This is a genomic window from Azospirillum cavernae, from assembly GCF_003590795.1.
In the GTDB taxonomy this organism is placed as follows: domain Bacteria; phylum Pseudomonadota; class Alphaproteobacteria; order Azospirillales; family Azospirillaceae; genus Azospirillum; species Azospirillum cavernae.
Map to the genome: position 1 here is coordinate 525,766 of NZ_QYUL01000002.1, position 23,395 is coordinate 549,160.

The window sequence follows — 23,395 nt, forward strand, 5'->3', positions numbered from 1 at the left end:
GTAAGCGTCAGCACGGCAGGCGACAGGAGCGCATCATGGGCGGCGGCGATCTTTCAGGGCGGCGGATTCTGGTGCCGGAAAGCCGGGATTTGGATCTGTTCGCCGGGATGATGGAGCAGCATGGCGCGGAAACCATCCGCTGCCCGATGGTCAAGATCCTCGACCTCGACGATCCCGCCCCGGCCCGCGACTGGCTCGACCAATTGACCGCCGGAGCCTTCAACGACGTCATCCTGCTGACCGGCGAGGGGCTGCGGCGTTTGATGACCGTCGCCCGCGCCGACGGGCGGGAAACCGAGGTTATCGCCGCGCTGGGCCGAACCCGCATTTTCGTGCGCGGGCCGAAGCCGGTGAAGGCGTTGCGCGAAATCGGTCTTGGCCCTTACCGAATCGCCCCGGCCCCGACCACCGACGGCGTGATCCAGGCGCTGGCCGAGGAGGATTTGAGCGGGCGAACGGTTGGGGTGCAGCTTTACCCCGGCAACCCGAACGAGCTTTTGCTTGACGCGGTGCGGGCGCGTGGCGGGGCGCCGGTGGCGGTCACGCCCTACCGTTACGCGTCCGATTCGGAAACCGTCGCGGTTGAGGCGGCGATTCGCGCCATGGCGGCGGGACGCATTGATTTTGTCGCCTTCACCGCTTCCCCCCAGGTCCGCCGTCTGCATGAGGTGGCCGAGGCGTGTGGTTTGGCCGACGAGTTCCGCGCCGGATTCCGCAACACCCGCATCGCCGCCGTCGGCCCGGTGGTGGCCGAGGCGGTCGTGGCGCTGGGCGGAACCGTCGCCGTGTCGCCGGAATCGACCTTTCACATGAAGCCGCTGGTCAACGCCATCCGGGATTTGTTGGCCCGCGATTCATCCGCCCAGCGGGGCTGATCGACCTCAGCCGCCCCAGGCGTCAACCGGCCCAGACATCAACCGCCAAGATCGTTGCGGAACAACTCCAGATCCAAATGCTCCATACGCATGCGGCGCTGACCGGCGGCTTTGCGGACGAAGGGACGACGCAGCGGGCGGCGCAGGGCGGCGCGGGCGCGGCCAATCAGGGAGGTGCAGCGGGCGGTGATGGTCGTGCGCATGGTCCGGCTCATCCTCAAGGTGAAAGCGTGGTCGGTGGTCGCGGGTCACAAGCTCCTATCCAATCACGCGACCATGACGCAGGCGTGTGACAGTTTTCGTCTCCGCTTGATTGCGGAACGATGTCATCAGCGTGGCTTTCGTCATCCGATGGACAAGAAAAAGGCGGGGGCCGAAGCTCCCCGCCTTTGATCCGCTCTTGCCGCCTCAGTGCTTACCTCAGTTCCCGCCTCAGTTCCCGGCGGCGGGGCCGAGGAAGACGCTGGCGTGGCTGTCCTTGTCGGCGTTGGCGGTGTCCGACAGATGGAAGGTCAGCGGGGTGGAGGCCGCCGTCACGTTGCCGCGCGGCGCGGTGACGTACACGCGGTAGGTCGCCACGCTGTCGGGCGAGGCGGAGATGGTGGCCGCGTGGTCCTTGCTCTCCGCGCCTTCGGCTTCGCCGATCACCTTGATCTCGGCGCCGTTCAGACCGCTGACGGTCAGGGCGTAGGCGCGCGATTGCCGGGTTTTGTTGGCGACCTTGAAGGTGTAGGCGTTGCGGAGGCTGCCGTCCGACAGGGTGACGAACAGCGGGGCGCGGTCGCGCAGCACGGTGATGTCCAGGCGCGGGCGCAGCGCGAAGCTCCAGGCCATCGCCCCGCCGATGACCAGCATCAGCAGGCCGTAAATGATCGTGCGCGGGCGGATCAGACGCCACTGATAGGTTTTGCCGCTGGCGCGGGTTTCGTGCGCCGCCAGCGAATCAAAGTCGATCAGCTTGGGCGGCAGCCCTTGGGCGATCATGATGCTGTCGCAGGCGTCCACGCACAGGCCGCAATTGATGCAGTCGGCCTGCTCGCCGCTGCGCACGTCGATGCCGATCGGGCAGACCTGCACGCATTGGCCGCAGTCGATGCAGTCGCCAAGGCCCTTTTCCCGGCGCTCGTCCCAGCTTTCCGACTTGCGCTTCGGCCCGCGATTGTCGCCCCGGTCGGCGTGGTAGGTGACGACCAGGCTGTGCTCGTCCAGCATCGCGCTTTGGATGCGCGGCCAGGGGCACATGTACATGCACATCTGTTCGCGCGTCCAACCGGCCATCAGATAGGTCATGCCGGCGAACAGGGCGAAGAAGCTGGTCGCCTCATAGGAGGCGTCGAACGTCACCAGTTGGCGCGCCAGGGTCGGCGCGTCGGCGAAGTAAGAGACGAAGCCGAAGCCGGTGACAAGGCTCAAGGCCAGCCAACCGGCGTGGGTGCCGGACTTGCGGGCCAGCTTGCGCAAGCTCCAGGGCGCCATGTCGTTTCGGATGCGCTCGGCCCGGTCGCCTTCAAAAAAACGCTCGATCCAGACGAACAGGTCGGTCCACACCGTGTGCGGGCAGGCGAAGCCGCACCACACCCGCCCGGCCAGCGCCGTCGCCAGAAACAGCCCCAGCGCCGCGACGATCAAAAGGCCGGTCAGGTAATAGATCTCCTGCGGCCAAATCTCGATCCAGAAGATGAAAAAGCGCGGGGTGTTCAGATCGAACAGCACCGCCTGGGCCGGGGCGTCGCCGCCGCGCTCCCACCGGATCCAGGGCGCAAGGTAGAACAGCGCCAGAAGAACCGCGAAGGTCGCCGTTTTCAGCCGCCGGAAAACGCCCTTCACCGCCTTTGGGTGGATCTTTTTCTGGCTTTCAAACAGAACGACTTTTTCGGCTGGGGCGGGCGTGGCGGCCGATTTGGGGGTCGGCTTGGCCTTCGTCGGCTGAACGATGCTACCGTCTGGCATGTGGAGGCGCCTGGGTTCCGGGTCAGTGAGCGATACGGACCATAGGCGCACGCCATCCCGTTCCCATTGACCGCGATCAAGTGGGACGCAAGAGAAAAACCACAATCACGCTGCGGCTTCTTTGGGGTGTGCGGACAATCCGCGTTTAAGCCAGAGGTGATACGCCGGTGCGCCGCCGTCCTCAAGCGTCTTATTGCGTCGCAACATGCCGTATTACTGATAGTGATTGGACGCAACAATCAGCGCGATGTAACGCCCCGCCTTGCCCAGCGTGACCAAAACCAAGAAGAGTCGCCAGTCCACCCGCAGGATTCCCGCCACCAAGGTCAGCGGATCGCCGATCACCGGCAGCCACGCCAGCAACAACGACCACACGCCAAAACGCTGAAACCAGCGGGTGGCGCGTGCGACCATCGCCGGAGACGCCGGGAACCAGCGGCGGTTTTGAAAGCGCATCAAAAAGCGGCCCAGCGCCCAGTTGGACGCCGACCCGGCGACGTTGCCCAGAGTCGCGACCAGGACCAGCAGGATGTCGTTGTAACCACCCGCCCGATGCAGGCTGACCAGCAGCAATTCCGATTGCGCGGGCAACAGGGTGGCCGCGACCAAGGCCGCAAGGAACAGGCCGACATAAGCGGCGACATCCGGCATGTGTTGCGAGCCTTTTCAATCCTGCGGCGACCCGGCTCCATAAAGCGGGGGAGATTGGGCAAGACAAGGAAAAACGAACCGTTGCGCCCTGGACAGCAAGACGAATCCCGCTTGCTCAACAACCGATGAGAGATAAGAATGCGCACGCGATGCGCGTCGCGTGTCAAAGTCTGGCCCAGTGAGCCTGGCCCGGCGAACTTGGTTGGGCGTGCGGTGAGACAATCGTCCGGAATCTCTGAGAGGAGCGGGGCAGGCGCATGACGGACACCGGGTTTGCCCGTTTCGGCGCCGATGATCGGTTGGTCTGGTGCAACGCGGCCTTTGCCGCATTGTTTGGCGTGGCGCCCGGCGCTTTTTCCTCCGGCGTCACCATCACCGGGCTGCTGGGCGATGTTGGCGCGCGCAGGCTGCGGCAGGCTGGTTTTGTCGATCACCCAGCTTGTGGTGGTGGGCGCGCGCGGCTGTCGGCGGGGCTGGGGGAAGCGGGGGAGCTTTTGCTGTCGGCGCGCCTTGCGGATTCTACGCCCCATCAGCCCGCCCCCCAACCAAGCGGGCTGGGCGATCCGATCACCCTGTGGGAAAAAACCAGTCTGGTTCTGGAATGCATGAGCCAGGGGGTGATGGCGTTCGACAGCAATTTGGAACTGGTGGCCTGGAATCGCCGGGTTCTGGACTTGCTGTCGATCAACCCGGACTTTCCACGTTACCGCCAGCCTTACGAGGAGGTGGTCCGTCACATCGCCGAGCGCGGAGGCTATGGGGCGGGCGATGTCGAAACGCTGGTTCAGCAACGGTTGGCCCACATCCGCAGCGCCTCTTGGCCCTTTTACAACGAACGCATGCACCCCGACGGTCTGGTTATTGAAACGGTGACGTTGGCGTTGTCGGGGGGCGGATTCGTCACCACCTACACGGACATCACCGAACGCAAGCTGGCCGAACGCGAACTTGCCGCCAGTCGCGAATTGTTTGAGTTGGCCATCCGGGCCGCGCGCGAGGGAATCTCGCAATGGGATTTGCGCGATGACACGCTGTGGCTTTCGCCGCAATGGTGGGCGCTGCTGGGTTATGACTCGGTGGACATCGGCGACAGCCGCGCCTGTTGGGAAAGACTGATCCACCCCGATGATCGCCCCGCCGCTTTGGCCCTGGTGGACGACGTTAGGACGGGGCGGGTGGCGGAAAGCCAAGAGCTGCAACGCTATTTCCACAAATCCGGCGCCATCGTCCATCTCGACACCCGGTCGATCGCGGTCTCAGGCCCGGATGGGCGGCCTTTCCGCATCGTCGGCTCCTACACCGATGTGACCGAGACGATTCGCGCCGCCGAGGCCGTCCGCGCCGCCAAGGACGAGGCCGAACGGGCCTTGCAGGATCTGAAAGAGGCCCAGGTTCATCTGATCCAGGCGGAGAAAATGGCGGCGTTGGGATCGCTGGTCGCCGGGGTGACGCATGAAATCAACACGCCCATCGGCATCGCGCTGAGCGGAGCGTCCTTGTTGGCGGACAAGGCCCGTGATCTGCGGCTGTTGTTTGACGCGGGAACGATGCGCCGGGGCGATTTCGCCGGTTTCATGGAGACGGTGGACGAAGCGACCCATCTGATGCTGCTGAACATCGAGCGCGCCGCTCGTTTGATGCAAAGTTTCAAACAGATCGCCGTCGATCAAGCCAGCGAGGAGCGTCGGGTCTTTGATTTGAACGATTACATTCATGAGGTGTTGCGCAGTCTTGGCATGCGCGTCCGCCGCTCCGGCCACGCCGTCCGCGTGAGTTGCCCGGAGGATTTGACGCTCGACAGCTATCCAGGCGCGATCAGCCAGATCCTCACCAATCTGGTGATGAATTCGATCATTCACGGCTATGATTCCGGGGAAATCGGGCGCCTGGACATCGCGGCGCGCTGTGACGGCGATGCGGTGGAGTTGATCTACGCCGATGACGGAAAAGGAATTCCCGAGGCGATTCAAGCGCGGGTGTTCGAGCCGTTCTTCACCACCTGCCGTGATCGTGGCGGGAGCGGCCTTGGCCTGAACATTCTTTACACGCTGGTCACGCGCACCCTGCGCGGCACGGTGCGTCTGGACAGCGGGTCGGGGCGGGGCGCGACCTTCATTCTGCGTTTTCCCCGTGCGATGGCGCGGGCGCGGCGTTTGGCCTGAGCCAAGAAACGCTTGAGCCAAGAAAAAGCCCCCGCGCCGAACGAACGGAGCGGGGGCTTTTTAGAGCAGATCGCGTTAAATCGGGATCGATTTGACGCGTGAATCTGCTCGATAAATCAAAGATTAGAGCGCCGCGCTGTTTCAGATTTAGCGCGCGGCGCTCTAAACATTCAATGGTCGCGACAAACCGCCGGTTACTGCGGGCGGCGCGACGCGCGGTGCGCCGGGATCGGGATCGGGCGAATCGCCTGCTCCTCTCGGCGGCTGGCCGACATGTCGATTTCAATGCGCGACAGCGCCTTGCGCAGTTCGTGCACGGTTTCCGACAGGGACTGGATCGTGCCTTCGTTGGGCTGTTGACGCCAGCCGCGATAGGCGGTGATGCAGGCCTTGGCGGTGTCGCGCAGACGCCCTTCCACCGCATCGACCGGCGGCACCGGGCCGGAGGTCGACGCAGCCGGACGAGGCGCGTCCGTCGCGACCGGCGCCGGAGCGGCGGCGGGCGACGCAACCACCGGCTGTGGCGCCGGTTCCGGGCGGCTCAAACGCAGGGTCTCCGAGGGGGCCGCTGGAGCCGAACCGGCGTCGTCGGCCCGCGCTTCTGGCCGGGTCAGGCGGGGGCGAAGTCGGCTGCCCGCCGTGCGATCCGCCGAGGTCTCGCTCTCCGTCACCGTCGTCGAGGGCGCGGCCTCAGCCACCGGGGCGGCCTCAACCATCGGGGCGACGGGCGCAACCGAAGCGGGATTTGTCTGAGGTTCCGCCGCTGTCGCGGGCGGCTCGATCGCGCCGCTGTCGCTGACGTTCAGCTCCCCTTGACCGCTGGCGGCTTCCGCTTTTTTGATGATGTAGGAAATCGCGCTGGGCGTGCATTCAAACTCGCGCGCGATGGCCGACAGCGTCGCGCCACCGTTGTAGCGTTCAAGAATTTCCGGCCAGGCCGATTGAGGAATGCGGCCGCGCTTCTTGGGAGACTCCGGTTCGCTCCCGGTATCTGCGTTCATTATGTCGCTCGGTTGCCAAAGTGAATTTTGAGTCATTCGTCAGCATGTTTCGCCGGATCGCACGCTTTTGACGCAGGAACACGCGGGCGCGTGCGTCAACATCATCGGGCTTCACGCTGGCGGGCGATGTTTTCGGTACGGATGACTATCGGAAACTCTTGTCAAAAACGCCAGCATAACTTTGCAGAGAATCGCGAATTTGTTGGGGTCAGCCACCGGATGGCGGGTGGATGGATTTAAAAACCACCAATGGTGAGAGCGATTTGAAAACAACGAGGGATGCGGGCGATGGCGTCGTCCTGACAAAAAACGCCGAACGAGCCGCAGCGCCCGCCGTTGCGGATCGGGCGGGGCTGGCTTCCTCATGTCGGCATCCTTTTCCTCTACCGCTCATCGCGCCGCGAGAGTATTTTGCCGCCCGTTCGATGAATAGGATGGCCGCAGTGAGCATTTTTTCGGAAGGCCGACCGCCGGTGCGGCTGTCGGTCGTCGTTCCGGTTTTCAACGAAGCCGACAACGTGCTGCCGCTGCTCGACGAAATCGAGCGGGCTTTGGCCCCGCTTGGCGGTTTTGAAGTGATCTTTGTTGACGATCAATCCGACGACGACACCCAGGCGCGCCTTGCCCCGGCGATTGCGGCGGGACGTTTGCGCGTTCTGCGGCATCACAGCCGGTCCGGGCAGAGCGCCGCCGTGCGCACCGGCGTGAAGGCGGCGCGTGGCGAATGGGTGGTGACGCTGGACGGCGATGGACAAAATGACCCCGCCGACATTCCAGCCTTGTTCGCCTTGGTGTCCGACGGTCAGGCGGGAGCGCCGGTTCTGGTCGGCGGCATTCGACAAAAGCGCCAGGACACGCTGTCCAAGCGTTTGGCCTCGCGCTTCGCCAACGCTGTTCGCCAAGCGTTTCTTCAGGATGGCTGCACCGACAGCGGTTGCGGGTTGAAGCTGTTCCGGCGCGACGCCTTCCTGGATTTGCCGTTTTTCGGCGCCATTCACCGCTTCCTGCCCGCCTTGTTCCGGGCGCACGGCCATCCAGTGGCTTATGTGCCGGTCAATCATCGCCCGCGCGAACGCGGGGTGTCGAAATACAACAATTGGCGGCGTGGGCTGATCGGCGTGGTCGATCTTCTGGGGGTCTATTGGCTGAAACGGCGAACCAAGCGGTCGCCTGTTTCTGAAGATTTGTGAAATTGTCGATCACGGAAGTCCACCATGCTTGAACGCGCCATCGCCTGGTTCCAGGACCAGAGCACGACCGATCTGATCTGGATTGGCTTGGGCTTCTTCGCGCAGTTTCTCTTTATGATGCGCTTTGTCGTGCAATGGATCGCCAGCGAACGCGCCAAAAAAAGCGTCATGCCGGAGATTTTCTGGTATTTCTCCATTGGCGGCGGGATTTTGCTGTTGGCCTATTCCGTCTATCGGGTTGACCCGGTCTATATGTTCGGGCAGGGGCTGGGGCTTATCATTTATTTCCGCAACCTCTATTTTGTCTGGAACAACAAGAAACATGGGAGAGAGGTGTGACGAGCCGTCTGCCGCTCTACGCCTATCTTTTGCTGGCGCTGTTGAGCGCCGGGTTGTTCCTGCCCGGCTTTTCCAACCTGCCGCCCTTTGACCGGGACGAGGCGCGTTTCGCTCAAGCCTCCTCGCAAATGCTCGACAGTGGCAATTACGTCGATATCCGGTTCCAAGAGGAGACGCGCTACAAGAAGCCGGTCGGGATTTACTGGCTGCAAAGCGCCTCCACCGCCCTGGCGTCGGCGGTCGTTGGCGACTCAAAGGTGATCTGGACCTATCGGATCCCGTCCTTTCTGGGCGCTGTTCTCGCCGTTCTGGCCAGCGCCTGGGTTGGGGCGCGGCTGTTTGGCGGCGCCGCTGGGTTTCTCACCGGGTTGATGATGGCGTCCTGCGTCGTGCTGGGCGTTGAAGCCCGCATGGCCAAAACCGACGCGGTGCTGCTGGCCACCGTGGTGATCGGGCAGGCGGCGTTGGCGCATCTCTATTTGACTCGCGACCAGGATTCGCCGATGGGGCGGGCCGCCTGGACGCTGCCGCTGCTGTTCTGGGTTTCGGCGGGGCTGGGCATTCTCATCAAAGGGCCGATTGTCCTGCTGGTGTCGGGCAGCACGCTGCTGGTGCTGGCGCTGTGGGACCGCAAGGCGGCCTGGATGAAACGGCTGAAGCCGCTGGCCGGTCTTGGAATCGTGCTGGCCATCGCCGCGCCCTGGCTCATCGCCATCGCCATCAAGACCAACGGCGCCTTCTTCGCCGAATCCGTTGGTCACGACATGCTGGGCAAGGTCGCCGGTGGGCAGGAGGGCAAGGGGCTGCCGCCGGGCTACTATCTGGGCAGCTTCTGGATCACCTTCGCGCCCTGGTCGTTTCTGGCTCTGCTGGCGGTTCCCTGGGTGTGGGCGAAGCGTCGGGACGACGCCGTGCGTTTCTGCATCGCCTGGATCGTGCCAAGCTGGCTGGTGTTCGAGGCGGTGCCGACCAAGCTGCTGCACTACACCTTGCCGGTTTTTCCGGCGATCGCCGCGCTGGCTGCGGCGGCCCTGATGGATCGGTTCGGTCGGACCCAAGACCACCCGCGCCGCGTCCTGACGGCGCTGGCGGTTGGTTTGGGGGGCTTGGGCTTTGGCGCTTTGACCTTGGCGGTGGCCGCGCTCCCCTATCTGGTGGATGGGCGCATCGATCCGGTTGGTTTGGCGCTGGTTCCGGCGGTGGCCGGGCTGTTCGCCCTGTCGGTGCGCGGCTTGCTTCACGCCCAACACCGTTCCGGCATTCTGGCCGGGTTGGCGGCGGCGGGGTTGCTCTACGCGGGAACTTATGGCGCGGTGTTGCCCGCCATCAACGGAATTTGGATCAGCCGACAAGCGGCACAGGCGGTGGCGGCGGCGCAGCCCTGTCCGAACAGCGTGGTCGCCTCGGCGGGCTATTCCGAACCGAGTCTCGTCTTCCTGCTCGGCACGCCGACCAAGCTGGGCGGCGGCGGCGCGGCGGCGGCGCATCTGGTGGCCGATCCGGCTTGCGCCCTGGCGCTGGTGGAAGATCGCGAAGAGGCGGCGTTCCGCGCCGTCACCGATTCAGCCTTCGGTTTGCGCGGCCCCGCCCGCTTGGCCGAAATTTCCGGAATCAACTACAACACCGGCAAGCGGGTTCACCTGACCCTGTACGCCCGTCCGGGGAACTGAGGGGCGGGCGCGTTTGCGGGGTCGCGCGGCCCCTCGTCACGCGGCGTCTGGATGCTCCTCGGGCCGCCACAGCCAGGCGGCGCCGCGCACGCCGCTTGAATCGCCGTGCAAGGCTTGACGCACCGGCGTGTCGAAACGGTCGCTGAAGACCCAGCGGGCGATGGCCGACGGCAGCCGCTCATACAAAATGGCGGCGTTCGACAGGCCGCCGCCCAACACGATGACGTCGGGATCCAGCAGATTGACGACGCTGGCCAAGCCACGGCCCAGCCGGTCCACCAGCCGGTCAACGCTGGCGGCGCAGGCCGCGTCGCCGTCGCCAGCGCGGGTGATGATCGCGTGGGCGGTCAGCGTTTCGCCGGTCATGGCCAAATGGTCGGCGGCCACCGCCGGGCCGGACAGGTGGGTTTCCAGGCAGCCATGACGCCCGCAATAACAGGCCGGGCCGGGGCGTTCCGCGTCGGTTGGCCAGGGCAGCGGGTTGTGCCCCCATTCACCGCCAATGGCGTTGCGGCCCGACAAAGGACGGCCATGGGCGACGATCCCGGCCCCGCAGCCGGTGCCAAGAATGGCGGCGAAGACCACGCCGCACCCGGCGCCAGCCCCATCCGCCGCCTCCGACACCGCCAGACAATTGGCGTCGTTCTCAACCCGCACCGGACGGTTCAGGGCGTCGCTCAGGTCACGGTCGAGCGGATGCCCGATCAACCATGTCGAGTTGGCGTTCTTCACCAGCCCGGTGGCGGGGGAGATGGCACCGGGAATGCCGACGCCGACCGTCGCCCGCCCGCCGATTTCGCTTTCCAGCGCCTGAACCAGAGCGGTGATGGTGGCGAGCGTGCCGGCGTAATCGTCGCGCGCCGACGGAACCCGCCGCCGCAGCAACGCGCCGCCGTGGCGGTCGAGGACGATGCCCTCGGTCTTCGTGCCGCCAAGATCAATGCCGATGCGATACATGACCGCAGCAATAGCGGCGAAGCCGCTTGGCATCAAGCCGTCCTGTGACAAGAGAGGCGAAGAGGCTGGGACAAATGGCGCGGGCCGGGCAAATCGCTTGGAGCGGCTGGGGCGATGCGGTAGAACGTCGCCTTGGCTGCGTGACGGCTGTTTGTTCACCAGCCTGCCCGTTCAAACGAACCGCGCCACCGGAGCACAAGATGAGTCGCCTGCGCGCCGCCCTTATCCCGTCGTCTTTCCCGTTGCGCCGCATGGCCCTGCTGGGCACCGTGTTGGCGGCCCCGCTTGTCCTGTCTGGGACGGTCATGGCGGCGGAGTCCAAGCCCGCCGCCGCCAAGCCGCCGGTTGTGAAGGCCGCCATCTCCAAACCGCAAGCCTGCTACACCCGCAGCGAACATGCGGCGGAGCAGTTGATTCGCATGCACACGGAGATGATGATCGTCGGCTTGACGTGCAAAAACGTCGTGCCGGAAAGAAATCCGTTCGGTGTGTATCAGGATTTCTCGGTCAAGAATCGCGCCCTGCTGTCCAGCTCGGAAGCGACGATTATCGGCCATTACAGGAAGACCAGCGGCTCCAGCGCGACCAAGAATTTCGACACCTTCCGCACGGAGCTGGCGAACGAAAGCAGCCGTCGCGCCGCGACCATCGGCATTCCACAATATTGCGAGACCTTCGTTGACCGCTCCCAAGCGGCCAAGGAACTGACGCCCGACGATTTGCGCGTTTTGACCAGCGACGAGAAGAACGCCGGACTGATGCATCTGGCGAGCAAGCCGCTGTGCGACGTGAAGGTGGTCAGCGTTCCCGACACCAGCCCGTTCCAGGTGGCGCAGGCGCCGGTCTCCACGACCGCCAAGCCTGCGAAGGCGAAAGCCAAACCCGCCGCCAAGGCTCCGGCCAAGCCAAAGGTCGCCGCCGCTCCGGTGTCGCAGACCGTCGCGGTTCGCTGAGAGCGGCGTTCCGCATAAGATTTTGGTGATGACGAAGGCCCCATCCGCAACCAGCGGGTGGGGCCTTCGTCGTTTTCCGCCGTGCGGGACGCATGCGCAGCACACAAATCTGTCTTGCAAAAATCCACCGGGCTGGTACTACCAAAACAAGGCGTGGGTTTGCCTCCGTCCCGTCCAAGGCGGAGCGTGAGGGAGGCCCTGAACGCGAAAAATCATGGCCCGTCAAATCAATAGACGGGTGGACCAGACAGGGGGCTGCTGTTGCGTGATCGGTGTGCCGTGTGTGCCCGTGTCATGGCGCCCTGCCTTTGCGACGCGCTGAAGGTGGGGTGACGCTATGGAATATTTTCTTCAGCAATTGATCAACGGGCTTTCGCTAGGGGCCATTTATGGTCTGATCGCGATTGGCTACACGATGGTTTACGGGATCATCGGGATGATCAATTTCGCGCACGGCGAGATCTACATGATCGGGTCGTTTGTGGCGTTGATCACGTTTTTGGCGCTGGGGGCGTTGGGGATCACCTGGGTGCCGTTGGCGCTGGTGGTGATGCTGGCGGCGTCGATGCTGTTCACCAGCGTGTATGGTTGGACGGTGGAGCGGATCGCCTACCGGCCCTTGCGCAACTCGCCGCGTCTGGCCCCGCTGATTTCGGCGATCGGCATGTCGATCTTTCTGCAAAATTACATGCAGATCCTTCAGGGCGCGCGGTCGAAGCCGTTGCAGCCGATCCTGCCGGGCAATTTGACCATTCTGGACGGCGCGGTGTCGGTCAGCTATGTGCGGTTGGCGACCATCGTGCTGACGCTGGCGTTGATGATCGGCTTCACCATCCTCATCAACAAGACCTCGCTGGGTCGGGCGCAGCGCGCCTGCGAGCAGGACAAGAAGATGGCCGGGTTGCTGGGCGTCAACGTTGACCGGATCATTTCGCTGACCTTCGTCATGGGCGCCGCGTTGGCCGCCGTGGCGGGCATGATGGTGCTGTTGATCTATGGCGTGATCGACTTTTACATCGGTTTCCTGGCGGGCGTGAAGAGCTTCACCGCCGCCGTTCTGGGCGGGGTCGGGTCGTTGCCCGGGGCCATGCTGGGCGGGGTGGTGATCGGGCTGATCGAATCCTTCTGGTCGGGCTATGTCGGCTCCGAATGGAAGGACGTCGCCACCTTCACCCTGCTCGTCCTCGTGTTGATCTTCCGTCCGACCGGCCTGCTGGGTCGGCCGGAAATCGAGAAGGTGTAAGGCCATGACCATGCCGTCTCACGCCGCTGGCGCGCCCCCTCATGGCGCCCCGCACGTCGCCGCCAAGGCCGTCGACTGGTCGGGCAGCCTGCGCGACGCGGGCTTCGCCGCCTTCGTCGCCCTGCTGTTGACCGTTCCGCTGGTCGGTTTGCGCACCATCGACCGCCCGACCGGGCTTGGCATCGAAGCCCGGCCCGAGGAGGTCGTCGCCTCTGTCCTGCTGGTTTTCTTCGGTCGTCTGGGCCTGGGCCTGATCGGCCAGGGTCTGGCGCTGCCGGTGCTGTTTTTGGCGCTGGCCGCCGCCGCCGTCGGTCTGGCCATCCCGCTGCCGACGCAGGTGCTGCGTCTGGTGCTGGTCGCGGGCGGCGGCATCATCGCGCTCCGCGCCGCCTTCGCCGTCACCACCCACCGCTCGAAGCTGACGCTGGCCGAGCGCGACCGCAAGATGGACCGCGTCGCCGCCCAGGTGCAGCACGCCACCAAATACATCGCCCCGGTCGCCTTCATCGGCGCCGTCCTGTTGCCGATGACGCCGCTCGCCGACCGCCAGTTGCTGGACATCGGCATTCTGCTGCTGACCTACATCATGCTGGGTTGGGGATTGAACATCGTCGTCGGTCTGGCCGGTCTGCTGGATTTGGGCTATGTCGCCTTTTACGCCGTCGGCGCCTATTCCTACGCGCTGCTGGCCCATTATTTCGGTTTGAGCTTCTGGGTGTGTCTGCCGTTGGCCGGGTTGCTGGCCGCTTTTTCGGGCGTGTTGCTGGGCTTTCCGGTGCTGCGGCTGCGCGGCGATTACTTCGCCATCGTGACCTTGGGCTTTGGCGAGATCGTCCGCATCATCCTGGTCAACTGGTACCAATTCACCGGCGGCCCCAACGGCATTTCCGGCATTCCGCGCCCGAGCTTCTTCGGCCTCGCCGAATTCTCGCGCACCCCGGCGGAAGGGATGGCGGCCTTCCACGAGCTGTTTGGCCTGGAATTCTCGCCGCTGCACCGCATCGTCTTCATGTATTACCTGATCCTGGCCCTGGCCCTGGCCGTCAACCTCTTCACCCTGCGCATCCGCAAGCTGCCGCTGGGCCGCGCCTGGGAAGCCCTGCGCGAGGATGAGATCGCCAGCGCCTCGTTGGGCATCAACCGCACCAACATGAAGCTGGCGGCCTTCGCCATCGCCGCGATGTTCGGCGGCTTCGCCGGGTCCTTCTTCGCCACCCGCCAGGGCTTCATCAGCCCGGAAAGCTTCACCTTCATCGAATCGGCGATCATTCTGGCCATCGTCGTGCTGGGCGGCATGGGCAGCCAGGCGGGCGTCGTCGTGGCGACGCTGCTGGTCATCGGCCTGCCCGAAGCCTTCCGCGAACTGGCCGATTACCGCATGCTGGCCTTCGGCATGGGCATGGTGGTGATTATGCTGTGGCGTCCGCGCGGCCTGCTGGCCCACCGCGACCCGACCATTCTCTTGCACGGCGGCAAGAAGCCCGCCACCGGGGGGGCCGCCCGATGAGCGCCGTGACGAGCACCGCAATGACGGACGACAAGCCTTTGCTGAGCGTTGAGCATCTGACCATGCGCTTTGGCGGTCTGGTGGCCAACAACGACGTGTCCTTTGTGGCGCGGGCGGGCGAGATCACCGCGCTGATCGGCCCGAACGGGGCCGGCAAGACGACGCTGTTCAACTGCGTCACCGGCTTTTACACCCCCACCGTGGGGCGGTTGACGCTGCGCCATTCCGACGGCAAGGAATTCCTGCTGGAACGGATGCCGGGCTACCGCATCGCCCAACAGGCGGGCGTGGCCCGCACCTTCCAGAACATCCGCCTGTTCGGCGGCATGAGCGTTCTGGAAAACCTGATCGTCGCCCAGCACAACAAGCTGATGCGGGCCTCGGGCTTCGCCATCGCCGGGTTGCTGGGGCTGCCGACCTACCGGGCGGCGGAAAATGAGGCGCTGGAGCTGGCCAAATATTGGCTGGACCGGGTGAAGCTGACCGAATTCGCCGATTGGGAGGCGGGCAATCTGCCCTATGGCGCGCAACGCCGTTTGGAGATCGCGCGCGCCATGTGCACGGAGCCGGTGCTGCTGTGCCTGGACGAACCGGCGGCGGGCCTGAACCCGCGCGAATCGGGCGATCTGGCCGAAATCCTGACCTTCATCCGCGACGCCCGCAACCCGAACGGGCGGCAAACCGGCGTGCTGCTGATCGAGCATGACATGAGCGTGGTGATGCGCATTTCCGACCATGTGGTGGTGCTGGATTACGGTCGGAAGATTTCCGACGGCGACCCGAATTCGGTGAAGAACGACCCGGCGGTGATCCGCGCCTATCTGGGCGAGGACGAAGACGCCGACCTGCCGCCGGAGATCGCCGCCGATCTCAGCGTTTCGGCTCCCGCCGCGCAGAAGGGGGCCTGAAGCCATGAGCGAACCCATGCTTAAGGTGTCGGGCGTCCACACCTTCTACGGCGCGATTGAAGCCTTGAAGGGCATCGACATCGAGATCAACGCGGGCGAGATCGTCTCGTTGATCGGCGCCAACGGGGCGGGGAAATCCACCCTGCTGATGACGCTGTGCGGCAGCCCGCGCGCCCGCCAGGGCCGCGTGCATTTCGAGGGCGAGGACATCACCGACCTGCCGACCCACGAGATCGTGCGGCGCGGCATCGCGCAAAGCCCGGAAGGCCGACGGATTTTCCCGCGCATGAGCGTGCTGGAAAACCTGCAAATGGGGTCCATCGTCGCCCAACCGGGCAGCTTCGACCGCGAGTTGGAGCGGGTGCTGACCCTGTTCCCCCGCCTGAAGGAACGCATCGCCCAGCGGGCGGGCACCATGTCGGGCGGCGAGCAGCAGATGCTGGCCATCGGCCGGGCGCTGATGAGCCAACCGCGCCTGCTGCTGCTGGACGAGCCGTCGCTGGGTCTGGCCCCGCTGATCGTCAAACAAATCTTCTCGGTCATCAAAGAGATCAACCGCGAGCAGAAGATGACGGTCTTCATGGTCGAGCAAAACGCCTTCCACGCGTTGAAGCTGGCCCATCGCGGCTATGTGATGGTGAACGGCAAGATCACGATGACGGGGTCGGGCGCGGCGCTGCTGGCCGACCCGGAGGTCCGCGCGGCCTATCTGGAAGGGGGACACTGAGATGGACGCTGTTTTGGGATCGTCGCTGTCGGTGTTCGTCTTTTTGACGATCCTGGTCTTCGGCGGCTTCGGCGTGCTGACCGGCCAAACCCTGGCCGAAGGCTGGAAGCCGATCTCGGCGGTCTGGGCCTATTCCCTCCTGCTGGGGGTCGGCGACCGCTTCCTCGCCTGGGGCCTGGCGGGCGAAACCCTGCTCGCCCCCTGGGGCTTCATCGTCCACACCGCCGCCATCGCCGCCATAACCGCAACCACATACCGAATGGCCATCGCTCGCAAAATGGTCAACCAGTATCCGTGGATCTATGAGCGGTTCGGACCCTTTCACTGGCGCGAGCGCGCCGGTGGCGGTTTGGCGGAATGACGCGCGCGATAGGGCTTGGCGAACGGCCTTGAGCGAATAGAATAGACCATATGATCCGCCCCCTTCGCAAAACTGTCGCAGTGGCGACCGGGTGGATTGTGGTAAAAAGGACATTGCCGGAGGGGACCCGGCGATGAAGGCCCGCAAGGGCCGGGGGTATGTTGCAACAGGGACCTTCTCAACGAACAGGGAGCTAGCACACCCATGAAATTCAAGCTGTCCCTTCTCGCCGCCGTGGCGGCGACCGCGCTCTCCGTGACGGCCGCCAAGGCCGACATCTCGGTGGCGACCGCTGGCCCGATCACCGGCCAATACGCCACCTTCGGCGAGCAGATGAAGAAGGGCATGGAACAGGCCGTGACCGACATCAACGCCGCTGGCGGCGTGCTCGGTCAGAAGCTGAAGCTGGAAGTCGGCGACGACGCCTGCGATCCCAAGCAGGCTGTGGCCGTCGCCAACCAGCTGGCCAAGGCCGGTGTGAAGTTCGTGGCCGGTCACTTCTGCTCGGGTTCTTCGATCCCGGCGAGCCAGGTCTACGCCGAAGAAGGCATCCTCCAGATCTCCCCGGCTTCGACCAACCCGAAGCTGACCGAGCAGGGCCTGAAGAACGTCTTCCGTGTTTGCGGTCGTGACGATCAACAGGGCATGATCGCCGGCAAGTATCTGCTGGACAAGTTCAAGGGCAAGAAGATCGCCATCCTTCACGACAAGTCGGCTTACGGCAAGGGTCTGGCCGACGAGACGCAGAAGTCGCTGAACGCGGGCGGGCAGAAGGAAGCCATCTACGAAGCCTACACGGCGGGTGAGAAGGACTACTCCGCTCTGGTCTCCAAGCTGAAGGCGGCGGCGGTCGATGCGATCTACATCGGCGGCTACCACACCGAAGCGGGCCTGATCGCCCGTCAGATGAAGGACCAAGGCCTGACCGCCACCCTCATCTCGGGTGACGCGCTCGTGACCAACGAGTATTGGGCGATCACCGGCTCCGCCGGTGAGAACACCATGATGACCTTCGGTCCCGATCCGCGCGAGAAGCCGAGCGCCAAGGCGGTGGTCGAGAAGTTCCGCAAGGCGGGTTACGAGCCGGAAGGCTACACCCTGTACACCTACGCGGCCGTGCAGGTGTGGGCCGAGGCCGTCAAGACCGCCGGTTCGACCGACGTCGCCAAGGTTGCCGCCGTGCTGAACAAGACCACCTTTGACACCGTCAACGGCAAGGTCAGCTTCGACGCCAAGGGCGACCTGACCACGCCGGACTATGTCTGGTACAAGTGGAGCAACGGCGCCTACGCTCAGGTCAAGTAACCGCTTCTCACGGTTGTTTGGGTGAGACGAAAGGGTCCGGCAAGCGATTGCCGGACCCTTTTTTCGTTCGGCGTTTCATGCGCCGGGTTACGGAATGGGCCGGTTGACGCGGATGGCGTCGGCGCGGGCGATGGCGGCGAGCGCGGCGTCGTGCCCGCCCTGTTGGGCCAACAGGCGTTCGGAGCTTCGCAGAACGTCGCGCCAGAAGGCGGCGGCGCGCGGCTGGTCGCTGGCTGTCAACTCCACCCAATGAACGTGGCTGAGTCGGATGGCGCTCCCCCCCAGTTCCGAGACCAGGCGAGTCGCGAAGGCCAATGTGTCGAGGTCGGTGTCCATAGACCGATGAACCCGCCCTGATGACGTTTATTCCACGGGCAAAGCGATCACAGGTGGCGTCGATTGGATTTGTTGCGGCGCTACCAGGGTTGGATTGTGGCGATGCCGTGGCAATTGACGGACGCGCGCCACGATGGGGATGTTTTGTGTTTCAATGGCGCTTGTCGGATCGCTCGGGATGGGCGGTCCAGGGTCGGGATGGGTTTTGGAGAGCGATATGCGCCGAAAGCGCGAAGTTGTTGAAGGTCAAATCTACCGCAAGCTCGGCCCCAGCGGCGGTTTCTGGCAGGTCGTGGCGATCCGCAAGGACGGCATGGGAACCCAGCATGCCCAGCTCAAACGCACCGACGATCCGAAGACGCTGAAAACCCTGTCGGTCATGGCGTTGCTCGACAACCAGCAATTCGAGATCGCGACGGAGGCCTAAGCCCGTCGCTGGTAGAGATCGACGCCGTCCGGCCCGTCGTGGCGCTCCAGCGCGCCGCGACGGATCAGGTGGTTGAGGTGGGCAATGGCCTCACCCATGGCGAACACCATCTGATGCGGGTCGAGCGGGCGCTTGAACAGGGTGCGCGTCACCATCGCGGCGGTTTGCGGGCTGGCGCATTGCAGGGTGATTTCCGCCAACCGCGCGCCATGATGGGCGTGCAACTCCGCCGCTCGGGCGTGCAGCCCGTAAAAGGGCAGGCCGTGCGAGGGCAGGACCAGGGTGTCCGGGGGCAGGGCGGACCACGCTTCCAAACTCGTCAGATAGTCGGTCAGCGGGTCGGCGTCCGGCTCGGTCGGCCAGACGCTGATGTTCGGGCTGATGCGCGGCAAAATTTGATCGCCGGGGATCAGCAGGCCGCGCGCCGCGTCGTGCAGACACACAGGCTCGGCGGTGTGGCCGCCGCCGCCGATCACCCGCCACGTCGAGTCGCCAATCGTCAGATCATCGCCCGCCCGCAAGCGGGTCAACACCGCCGGAACGCTGGGCACGCCGCGCGGGTAAGCGCTTTTGCGGCCAAGCACGGCGGCCAGAACCTCGCCCTCCAGACCGCTGCGCTGGTAAAAGCGCTCGACCGCCCTGTCCATCGCCGGGCTGTTGCCAGCGGACAGCATGCGGGCGAACAGCCATTCGGTGAGGGACGCGGCGAAGGACGCGCCGGTGCGCTCCACCAACCATCCCGCCAAGCCGATGTGATCGGGATGGAAATGGGTGGCGATGATCCGCTCCACCGGGCGGTTTTCCAGCGCGCCGGTGAACAGCCCCTCCCACGAGTCGCGGGTGCGGGCGTCGCCCAGGCCGGTGTCCACCAGCGTCCAGCCCCGCTCCCCGCCCTCCAGCGCCCAGACGTTGATGTGGTCCAACTGGAAAGGCAGGGCCAACCGGATCCACAGGACACCCGGCGCCACGGCGCGGGCGCAGCCCGGTTCCGGGGCGCTGTCGAAGGGATGGCGGAGCGCGGCATCGGGTGAAAGGGACATGGTGATCCGCTGGTTGGGTGGTTGATGGCGTTCCGACCATCGGAGGGGCGGATCATGGGCAAGAGCAAGCGTGCAAAAATGCAACAGAGTGACGGTTGTTGCAACGGCAAGAATTTGCGGTGGAACCCAGGGCGATCCGGTTGGTTACGGGATGGGCTGTCGTGAGGCGGTTCTGGGCTGGGGCGATGGCGTCCGTCCACTGCGGGCCGACAGGCCGATGGGGACTGAGGTGTTTTGCCTGGCTCCCCTGTCAACCTCGGAAGGATTAGAATGATGATGCGACGTATTTTGTTTGGCGCCGCGCTTGCCGCTGCGCTGCCCTCCGTCGCCATGGCCGCGACCGAGGGCTTTTATGTGGGCGCCGGCGCTGGTGGGAATTGGACCCGCGACGCGGATCTCAGCAGCTACCCGACGGCGACGACGGGCTTGAAGGAGACGTTCAAGTCTGGCGGAATTGGCGATGTGTCGATTGGTTACGGAACCCCCACGGGGCTGCGCGCCGAGCTGGAATTCGCCTGGCGGTGGCGCAACGCGATCAAGGACACGGAGAGCGGCACGCCTGCGCTGCGTGGCCTGGGCGGCAAGACCAGTTCCATCGCCTTCATGGGCAACGGGCTGTATGACATCAAGACCGGCACGGCCTTCACCCCTTACCTCGGCCTTGGCGCGGGCGTCGCGCAGGTTCGCCAATCCCTGAACGGGGCGAGCGACAAGGATTGGGTGTTCGCCTATCAGGGCATCGTCGGCGCGTCCTACGCGGTGTCCGACGCGGTGGCGGTGACGCTGGATTACCGTTATTTCGCCACCCTCGACCCGGAATTCACGTTGGGGCCGGTGACGTCGAAGGGCGAATACCGAAATCACACGGTTCTGGCTGGTCTGCGTTACAGCTTTGGCGCGCCGCAACGCCCGATGACGGCGACGCCGGTCGCCACCGCCCCCGCCCCGATGGCGCAAGCCCAATCGGAGTATCAGGTGTTCTTCGATTGGGACAAGGCGGCGATCACCCCGACCTCGGACAAGATCATCGGCGACGCGGCGGCGGCGGCGGGCAAGGAGCGTCCGGTCAATATTCAGGTGATCGGCCACACCGACACCTCCGGGTCGCCCGCCTACAATCAACGCCTGTCGATGCGCCGGGCCGAGGCGGTGAAGCGGGCCTTGATCGCGCGCGGAACCCCGGCGTCCCTGGTCTCGATCGAGGGCAAGGGCGAGTCCCAGTTGATGGTCTCCACCGGGCCGAACGTGCGCGAGCCGTCGAACCGTCGCGCGCAGATCCTGATCCGCGTGCAGTGAGGTTCTGACGGGAGGACGCCGCCACCGTTGGCTTCGCCGCGCCGGTCCTGTTTTGGGGATACGGCGCTGGAAAAGTCAGCGGCGCGGCGTCCTTTTGCCGTTTGTCGAATGGCCACACGCTAATGGGGTGGCGTGAAGCGTTGCGTCAGCGTATGACGATGGTGGTGCAACGCGCATTTTTGGTTCGGGACGTTTCATGCAGGTTCTGATCGCCGACGATCATTCCATCGTCCGCAGCGGCTTGACCCATTTGGTTGGGGAATTGGATGAGCAGGCCACGGTGGTTGCCGCCACCAGCTTTGGTCAAGTCGGCGCCATTCTCGACCAGGGAACCAGTTTTGATCTGATCGTCATGGATCTGCGGATGCCCGGCCTTGGCGGTCTTGACGAGGTTGAGGCGCTGGTCAAGCGGGTGGCTCCGGTGCCGGTCGCCGTCTTTTCGATGATCGAGTCGCCTGATGAAATGCGCGCGGTGCTGTCGCGCGGGGTGCGCGCCTTCATCCCGAAATCGACCGACGACGTGTTGGTGGTCAACATCCTGCGGCTGGTGATGGCCGGGGGATCCTATGTGCCGCCGGTTCTCGGCATGCCGGGGGGCGCCGCCGCCGCCACGGCGTCACGCGCCGCTCCCCCCAGCCTGTTCGACGGGTTGACCCGCCGCCAGTTGGAGGTGCTCGATCTGCTGACTCAGGGTTTGTCCAACCAGGACATTGGCGAGCGGCTGGGGCTGAACCTGTCCACGGTCAAAACGCATGTGACCGGCGTGTTGAAGGCGCTGGGCGTCGGCAGCCGCACGCAGGCGGTGCTGTTGGTCAAGGAAACGGGGCGCGACCGGCTGGTTTGAAAGCCGGAGACATCGGCCAGAACCATCGGCCAGAACCATCGGCTAGAACAGGGCGTTCATCAACGAGCCGCGCCCGCCATAGCTGCCGCTCGACCCCAGCAGGCTGAGCGCGCTGCTGGCGGTGGAGGAACTGCCGCCGTTCAGCATGGCCGCCAGCCCTTGAAGCTTGGTGTTGCCGCCGAAGGGGTTGGACCCTTGGGCCGGTTGTTTGGCGATGGTGTCGTAATCCTTGCTGTAGCTGCCCATGCGGAACTGCACGCCATAGCTTTTGGCGTCTTTCACCGGCACGTCCTTGTCACGGGCGACGCGCACCGTGTAGTCGCCCTTGTCCAGTTCCAACTCGCCCTTTTGCATTTTCTTGAAGGCGTCGTAGGCCGATCCGGAATCTTTGTTGCTGTCGGCGACGACTTTGCCCTGCCGGTCCATCAACTGCACGCGCACCCCGGCGTCGCCGACGGTGCCGATGGTGGCGTTGCCCTTGGCGACGACCGAGAATTTGTAAAAATCGGCGGGATCGTTCGAGGCCAGCGAACTGAAAACGTTCAGGCGGCTGTTGTCCTTGATGAGCGTGCCGATGTTGGTCGCGAAGGGGGCGGTGTTGGTCGCGGATTTGGCGACCGACTGTTCATACTCCTGCACCTTGCCCTTGGCGCCGGTGTCGGCGGTCCCCGACGCCTGTTGCTGCACGCGCTTGACCGCCGCGTCGATCGACTGCTGGAGGCTCTGCGCCATGCCGCCGATATCGCCGAAACTGGACAAACTGACCATGACCGCTCTCCTCGCCTGCCCCCGGTTCGGCGTGTCCGCGCCGGAGTGATCCACATCACAGGGAATGCAGGAAGCGGGCCAGAATGGTGAAGCCAGTGTTTGCAAGGATTCTGTCGGTTTGAACCAACGGTTGTTCCGGACCGCCCGGCAAGAATCTCAGGGCGACGGCAAGATTTTCCCGTTGCGAGTAGCCCATTGTTACCCACCCGTGCGGGGGCGGTGGGATAGTCGCTCTGCCGGATGATCGGCTCCGCAATCCAATGCGCAGATACGGGAGGGTTCCATGGCCGCGAAGAAGATCCTGATGATCGTTGGGGATTACGCCGAGGATTACGAGACGATGGTGCCGTTCCAGGCGCTCGCCATGGTCGGCCACACCGTCCACGCGGTGTGTCCGGGCAAGCACGCGGGCGACCGCATCGCCACCGCCATCCATGATTTCGAAGGCGATCAGACCTACAGCGAAAAGCGCGGCCACAATTTCACCCTCAACGCCTCGTTCGAGTCGGTCAGCGCCGCTGGGTACGACGGGCTGGTCATTCCCGGCGGGCGGGCGCCGGAGTATTTGCGGCTGAACGCCGACGTCATCGCGCTGGTCCAGGCCTTCTTCGCGCAAGACAAGCCGGTGGCGGCGGTTTGCCATGGCGCGCAGCTTCTCGCGGCGGCGGGCGTGCTGAAGGGTCGCCGGGTGTCGGCCTATCCGGCCTGCAAGCCGGAGGTCGAGTTGGCGGGCGGCGAGTACGCCGACATCCCGCTCGATTCCGCCGTGGCGGACGGTAAACTGGTGACGGCCCCGGCCTGGCCGGCGCACCCGGCGTGGCTGGCGCTGTTCCTCACGGCGCTGGACGCCGAATAAACCAAAGGTCGGACCAAAGCCGGGACGAA

At 64.7% G+C, this 23,395-nt stretch carries 24 protein-coding genes; 16 read left to right on the forward strand and 8 right to left on the reverse strand.

Features of this window, described 5'->3' with window-relative positions; genetic code table 11:
- The first annotated feature begins 35 nt into the window (after positions 1-35).
- Positions 36-875, forward strand: coding sequence for a uroporphyrinogen-III synthase (locus D3877_RS13840; protein ID WP_119831365.1), 840 nt, complete (start codon positions 36-38; stop codon positions 873-875).
- 38 nt (positions 876-913) lie between these two features.
- Here the strand turns inward: D3877_RS13840 and D3877_RS30250 are convergent, their stop codons facing one another.
- From D3877_RS30250 to D3877_RS13850, 3 genes are all read right to left on the reverse strand, one after another.
- A complete protein-coding gene (locus tag D3877_RS30250; protein WP_199720804.1) occupies positions 914-1,078 on the reverse strand; it encodes a hypothetical protein in 165 nt (54 codons plus the stop codon).
- 229 nt (positions 1,079-1,307) lie between these two features.
- Positions 1,308-2,825 (reverse strand): cytochrome c oxidase accessory protein CcoG, encoded by a 1,518-nt coding sequence (gene ccoG / locus D3877_RS13845; protein ID WP_119831366.1) that lies wholly within the window; start codon positions 2,823-2,825, stop codon positions 1,308-1,310.
- A gap of 213 nt (positions 2,826-3,038) precedes the next feature.
- Positions 3,039-3,476, reverse strand: coding sequence for a YqaA family protein (locus D3877_RS13850; RefSeq protein ID WP_119831367.1), 438 nt, complete (start codon positions 3,474-3,476; stop codon positions 3,039-3,041).
- 257 nt (positions 3,477-3,733) lie between these two features.
- Between D3877_RS13850 and D3877_RS13855 the strand changes: the two genes are divergently transcribed.
- A complete protein-coding gene (locus D3877_RS13855; protein WP_119831368.1) occupies positions 3,734-5,638 on the forward strand; it encodes a PAS-domain containing protein in 1,905 nt (634 codons plus the stop codon).
- A gap of 194 nt (positions 5,639-5,832) precedes the next feature.
- On the opposite strand, the gene D3877_RS13860 is transcribed toward D3877_RS13855, so the two are convergent.
- A complete protein-coding gene (locus D3877_RS13860; protein WP_119831369.1) occupies positions 5,833-6,639 on the reverse strand; it encodes a hypothetical protein in 807 nt (268 codons plus the stop codon).
- 434 nt (positions 6,640-7,073) lie between these two features.
- Here D3877_RS13860 and D3877_RS13865 point away from each other — a divergent pair, with 434 nt between their 5' ends.
- The 3 genes from D3877_RS13865 to D3877_RS13875 are packed head-to-tail and all read left to right on the forward strand — an operon-like array spanning position 7,074 to position 9,838.
- Positions 7,074-7,829: a glycosyltransferase family 2 protein gene (locus tag D3877_RS13865; protein WP_199720805.1), complete on the forward strand. Its 756-nt coding sequence runs from the start codon at positions 7,074-7,076 to the stop codon at positions 7,827-7,829.
- A 24-nt stretch (positions 7,830-7,853) separates the two neighbouring features.
- Complete coding sequence (locus D3877_RS13870; RefSeq protein WP_119831371.1) at positions 7,854-8,168, forward strand: lipid-A-disaccharide synthase N-terminal domain-containing protein; 315 nt, start codon at positions 7,854-7,856, stop codon at positions 8,166-8,168.
- Complete coding sequence (locus D3877_RS13875; RefSeq protein ID WP_199720806.1) at positions 8,165-9,838, forward strand: ArnT family glycosyltransferase; 1,674 nt, start codon at positions 8,165-8,167, stop codon at positions 9,836-9,838. Before D3877_RS13870 ends, D3877_RS13875 begins: the two co-directional genes overlap by 4 nt.
- Positions 9,839-9,874: 36 nt before the next feature.
- On the opposite strand, the gene D3877_RS13880 is transcribed toward D3877_RS13875, so the two are convergent.
- Positions 9,875-10,828 (reverse strand): ROK family protein, encoded by a 954-nt coding sequence (locus tag D3877_RS13880; RefSeq protein ID WP_238474881.1) that lies wholly within the window; start codon positions 10,826-10,828, stop codon positions 9,875-9,877.
- 167 nt (positions 10,829-10,995) lie between these two features.
- Here D3877_RS13880 and D3877_RS13885 point away from each other — a divergent pair, with 167 nt between their 5' ends.
- The 7 genes from D3877_RS13885 to D3877_RS13915 all read left to right on the forward strand — a co-directional run bounded on the left by D3877_RS13885 (position 10,996) and on the right by D3877_RS13915 (position 17,799).
- Positions 10,996-11,748: a hypothetical protein gene (locus D3877_RS13885; protein WP_119831374.1), complete on the forward strand. Its 753-nt coding sequence runs from the start codon at positions 10,996-10,998 to the stop codon at positions 11,746-11,748.
- A 337-nt stretch (positions 11,749-12,085) separates the two neighbouring features.
- On the forward strand, positions 12,086-12,991 hold the full coding sequence (locus D3877_RS13890; RefSeq protein WP_119831375.1) for an ABC transporter permease subunit: 906 nt from the start codon (positions 12,086-12,088) through the stop codon (positions 12,989-12,991).
- Positions 12,992-12,995: 4 nt separating this feature from the next.
- Positions 12,996-14,498 (forward strand): high-affinity branched-chain amino acid ABC transporter permease LivM, encoded by a 1,503-nt coding sequence (livM, locus tag D3877_RS13895; RefSeq protein ID WP_119831376.1) that lies wholly within the window; start codon positions 12,996-12,998, stop codon positions 14,496-14,498.
- A gap of 20 nt (positions 14,499-14,518) precedes the next feature.
- Positions 14,519-15,406 (forward strand): ABC transporter ATP-binding protein, encoded by an 888-nt coding sequence (locus D3877_RS13900; protein ID WP_199720851.1) that lies wholly within the window; start codon positions 14,519-14,521, stop codon positions 15,404-15,406.
- 16 nt (positions 15,407-15,422) lie between these two features.
- Complete coding sequence (locus D3877_RS13905; RefSeq protein ID WP_119832442.1) at positions 15,423-16,133, forward strand: ABC transporter ATP-binding protein; 711 nt, start codon at positions 15,423-15,425, stop codon at positions 16,131-16,133.
- Position 16,134: 1 nt separating this feature from the next.
- Complete coding sequence (locus D3877_RS13910) at positions 16,135-16,494, forward strand: DUF6867 family protein (protein WP_119831378.1); 360 nt, start codon at positions 16,135-16,137, stop codon at positions 16,492-16,494.
- Positions 16,495-16,698: 204 nt separating this feature from the next.
- A complete protein-coding gene (locus D3877_RS13915) occupies positions 16,699-17,799 on the forward strand; it encodes a branched-chain amino acid ABC transporter substrate-binding protein (protein WP_119831379.1) in 1,101 nt (366 codons plus the stop codon).
- A gap of 87 nt (positions 17,800-17,886) precedes the next feature.
- Here D3877_RS13915 and D3877_RS13920 read toward each other — a convergent pair whose 3' ends face one another.
- Positions 17,887-18,135: a VOC family protein gene (locus D3877_RS13920; protein ID WP_119831380.1), complete on the reverse strand. Its 249-nt coding sequence runs from the start codon at positions 18,133-18,135 to the stop codon at positions 17,887-17,889.
- A 217-nt stretch (positions 18,136-18,352) separates the two neighbouring features.
- On the opposite strand from D3877_RS13920, the gene D3877_RS13925 reads away from it, so the two are divergent.
- A complete protein-coding gene (locus D3877_RS13925) occupies positions 18,353-18,562 on the forward strand; it encodes a hypothetical protein (protein WP_119831381.1) in 210 nt (69 codons plus the stop codon).
- Here the strand turns inward: D3877_RS13925 and D3877_RS13930 are convergent.
- Entirely contained in the window at positions 18,559-19,602 is a 1,044-nt protein-coding gene (locus D3877_RS13930) for an MBL fold metallo-hydrolase (protein ID WP_119831382.1), read from the reverse strand. The two genes, D3877_RS13925 and D3877_RS13930, sit on opposite strands and share 4 nt — an antisense overlap.
- 270 nt (positions 19,603-19,872) lie before the next feature.
- Here D3877_RS13930 and D3877_RS13935 point away from each other — a divergent pair, with 270 nt between their 5' ends.
- Both D3877_RS13935 and D3877_RS13940 read left to right on the forward strand, forming a co-directional pair.
- A complete protein-coding gene (locus D3877_RS13935) occupies positions 19,873-20,898 on the forward strand; it encodes an OmpA family protein (RefSeq protein ID WP_119831383.1) in 1,026 nt (341 codons plus the stop codon).
- 196 nt (positions 20,899-21,094) lie between these two features.
- Entirely contained in the window at positions 21,095-21,742 is a 648-nt protein-coding gene (locus tag D3877_RS13940; protein WP_119831384.1) for a response regulator transcription factor, read from the forward strand.
- Between the two features lie 42 nt (positions 21,743-21,784).
- Here D3877_RS13940 and D3877_RS13945 read toward each other — a convergent pair whose 3' ends face one another.
- Positions 21,785-22,510 carry a hypothetical protein gene (locus D3877_RS13945; RefSeq protein WP_119831385.1) on the reverse strand — a complete coding sequence of 242 codons (726 nt, stop codon included), beginning with the start codon at positions 22,508-22,510 and terminating at the stop codon, positions 21,785-21,787.
- 283 nt (positions 22,511-22,793) lie between these two features.
- Between D3877_RS13945 and D3877_RS13950 the strand changes: the two genes are divergently transcribed.
- On the forward strand, positions 22,794-23,366 hold the full coding sequence (locus D3877_RS13950) for a DJ-1/PfpI family protein (protein WP_199720807.1): 573 nt from the start codon (positions 22,794-22,796) through the stop codon (positions 23,364-23,366).
- The last annotated feature ends 29 nt before the right edge of the window (positions 23,367-23,395 follow it).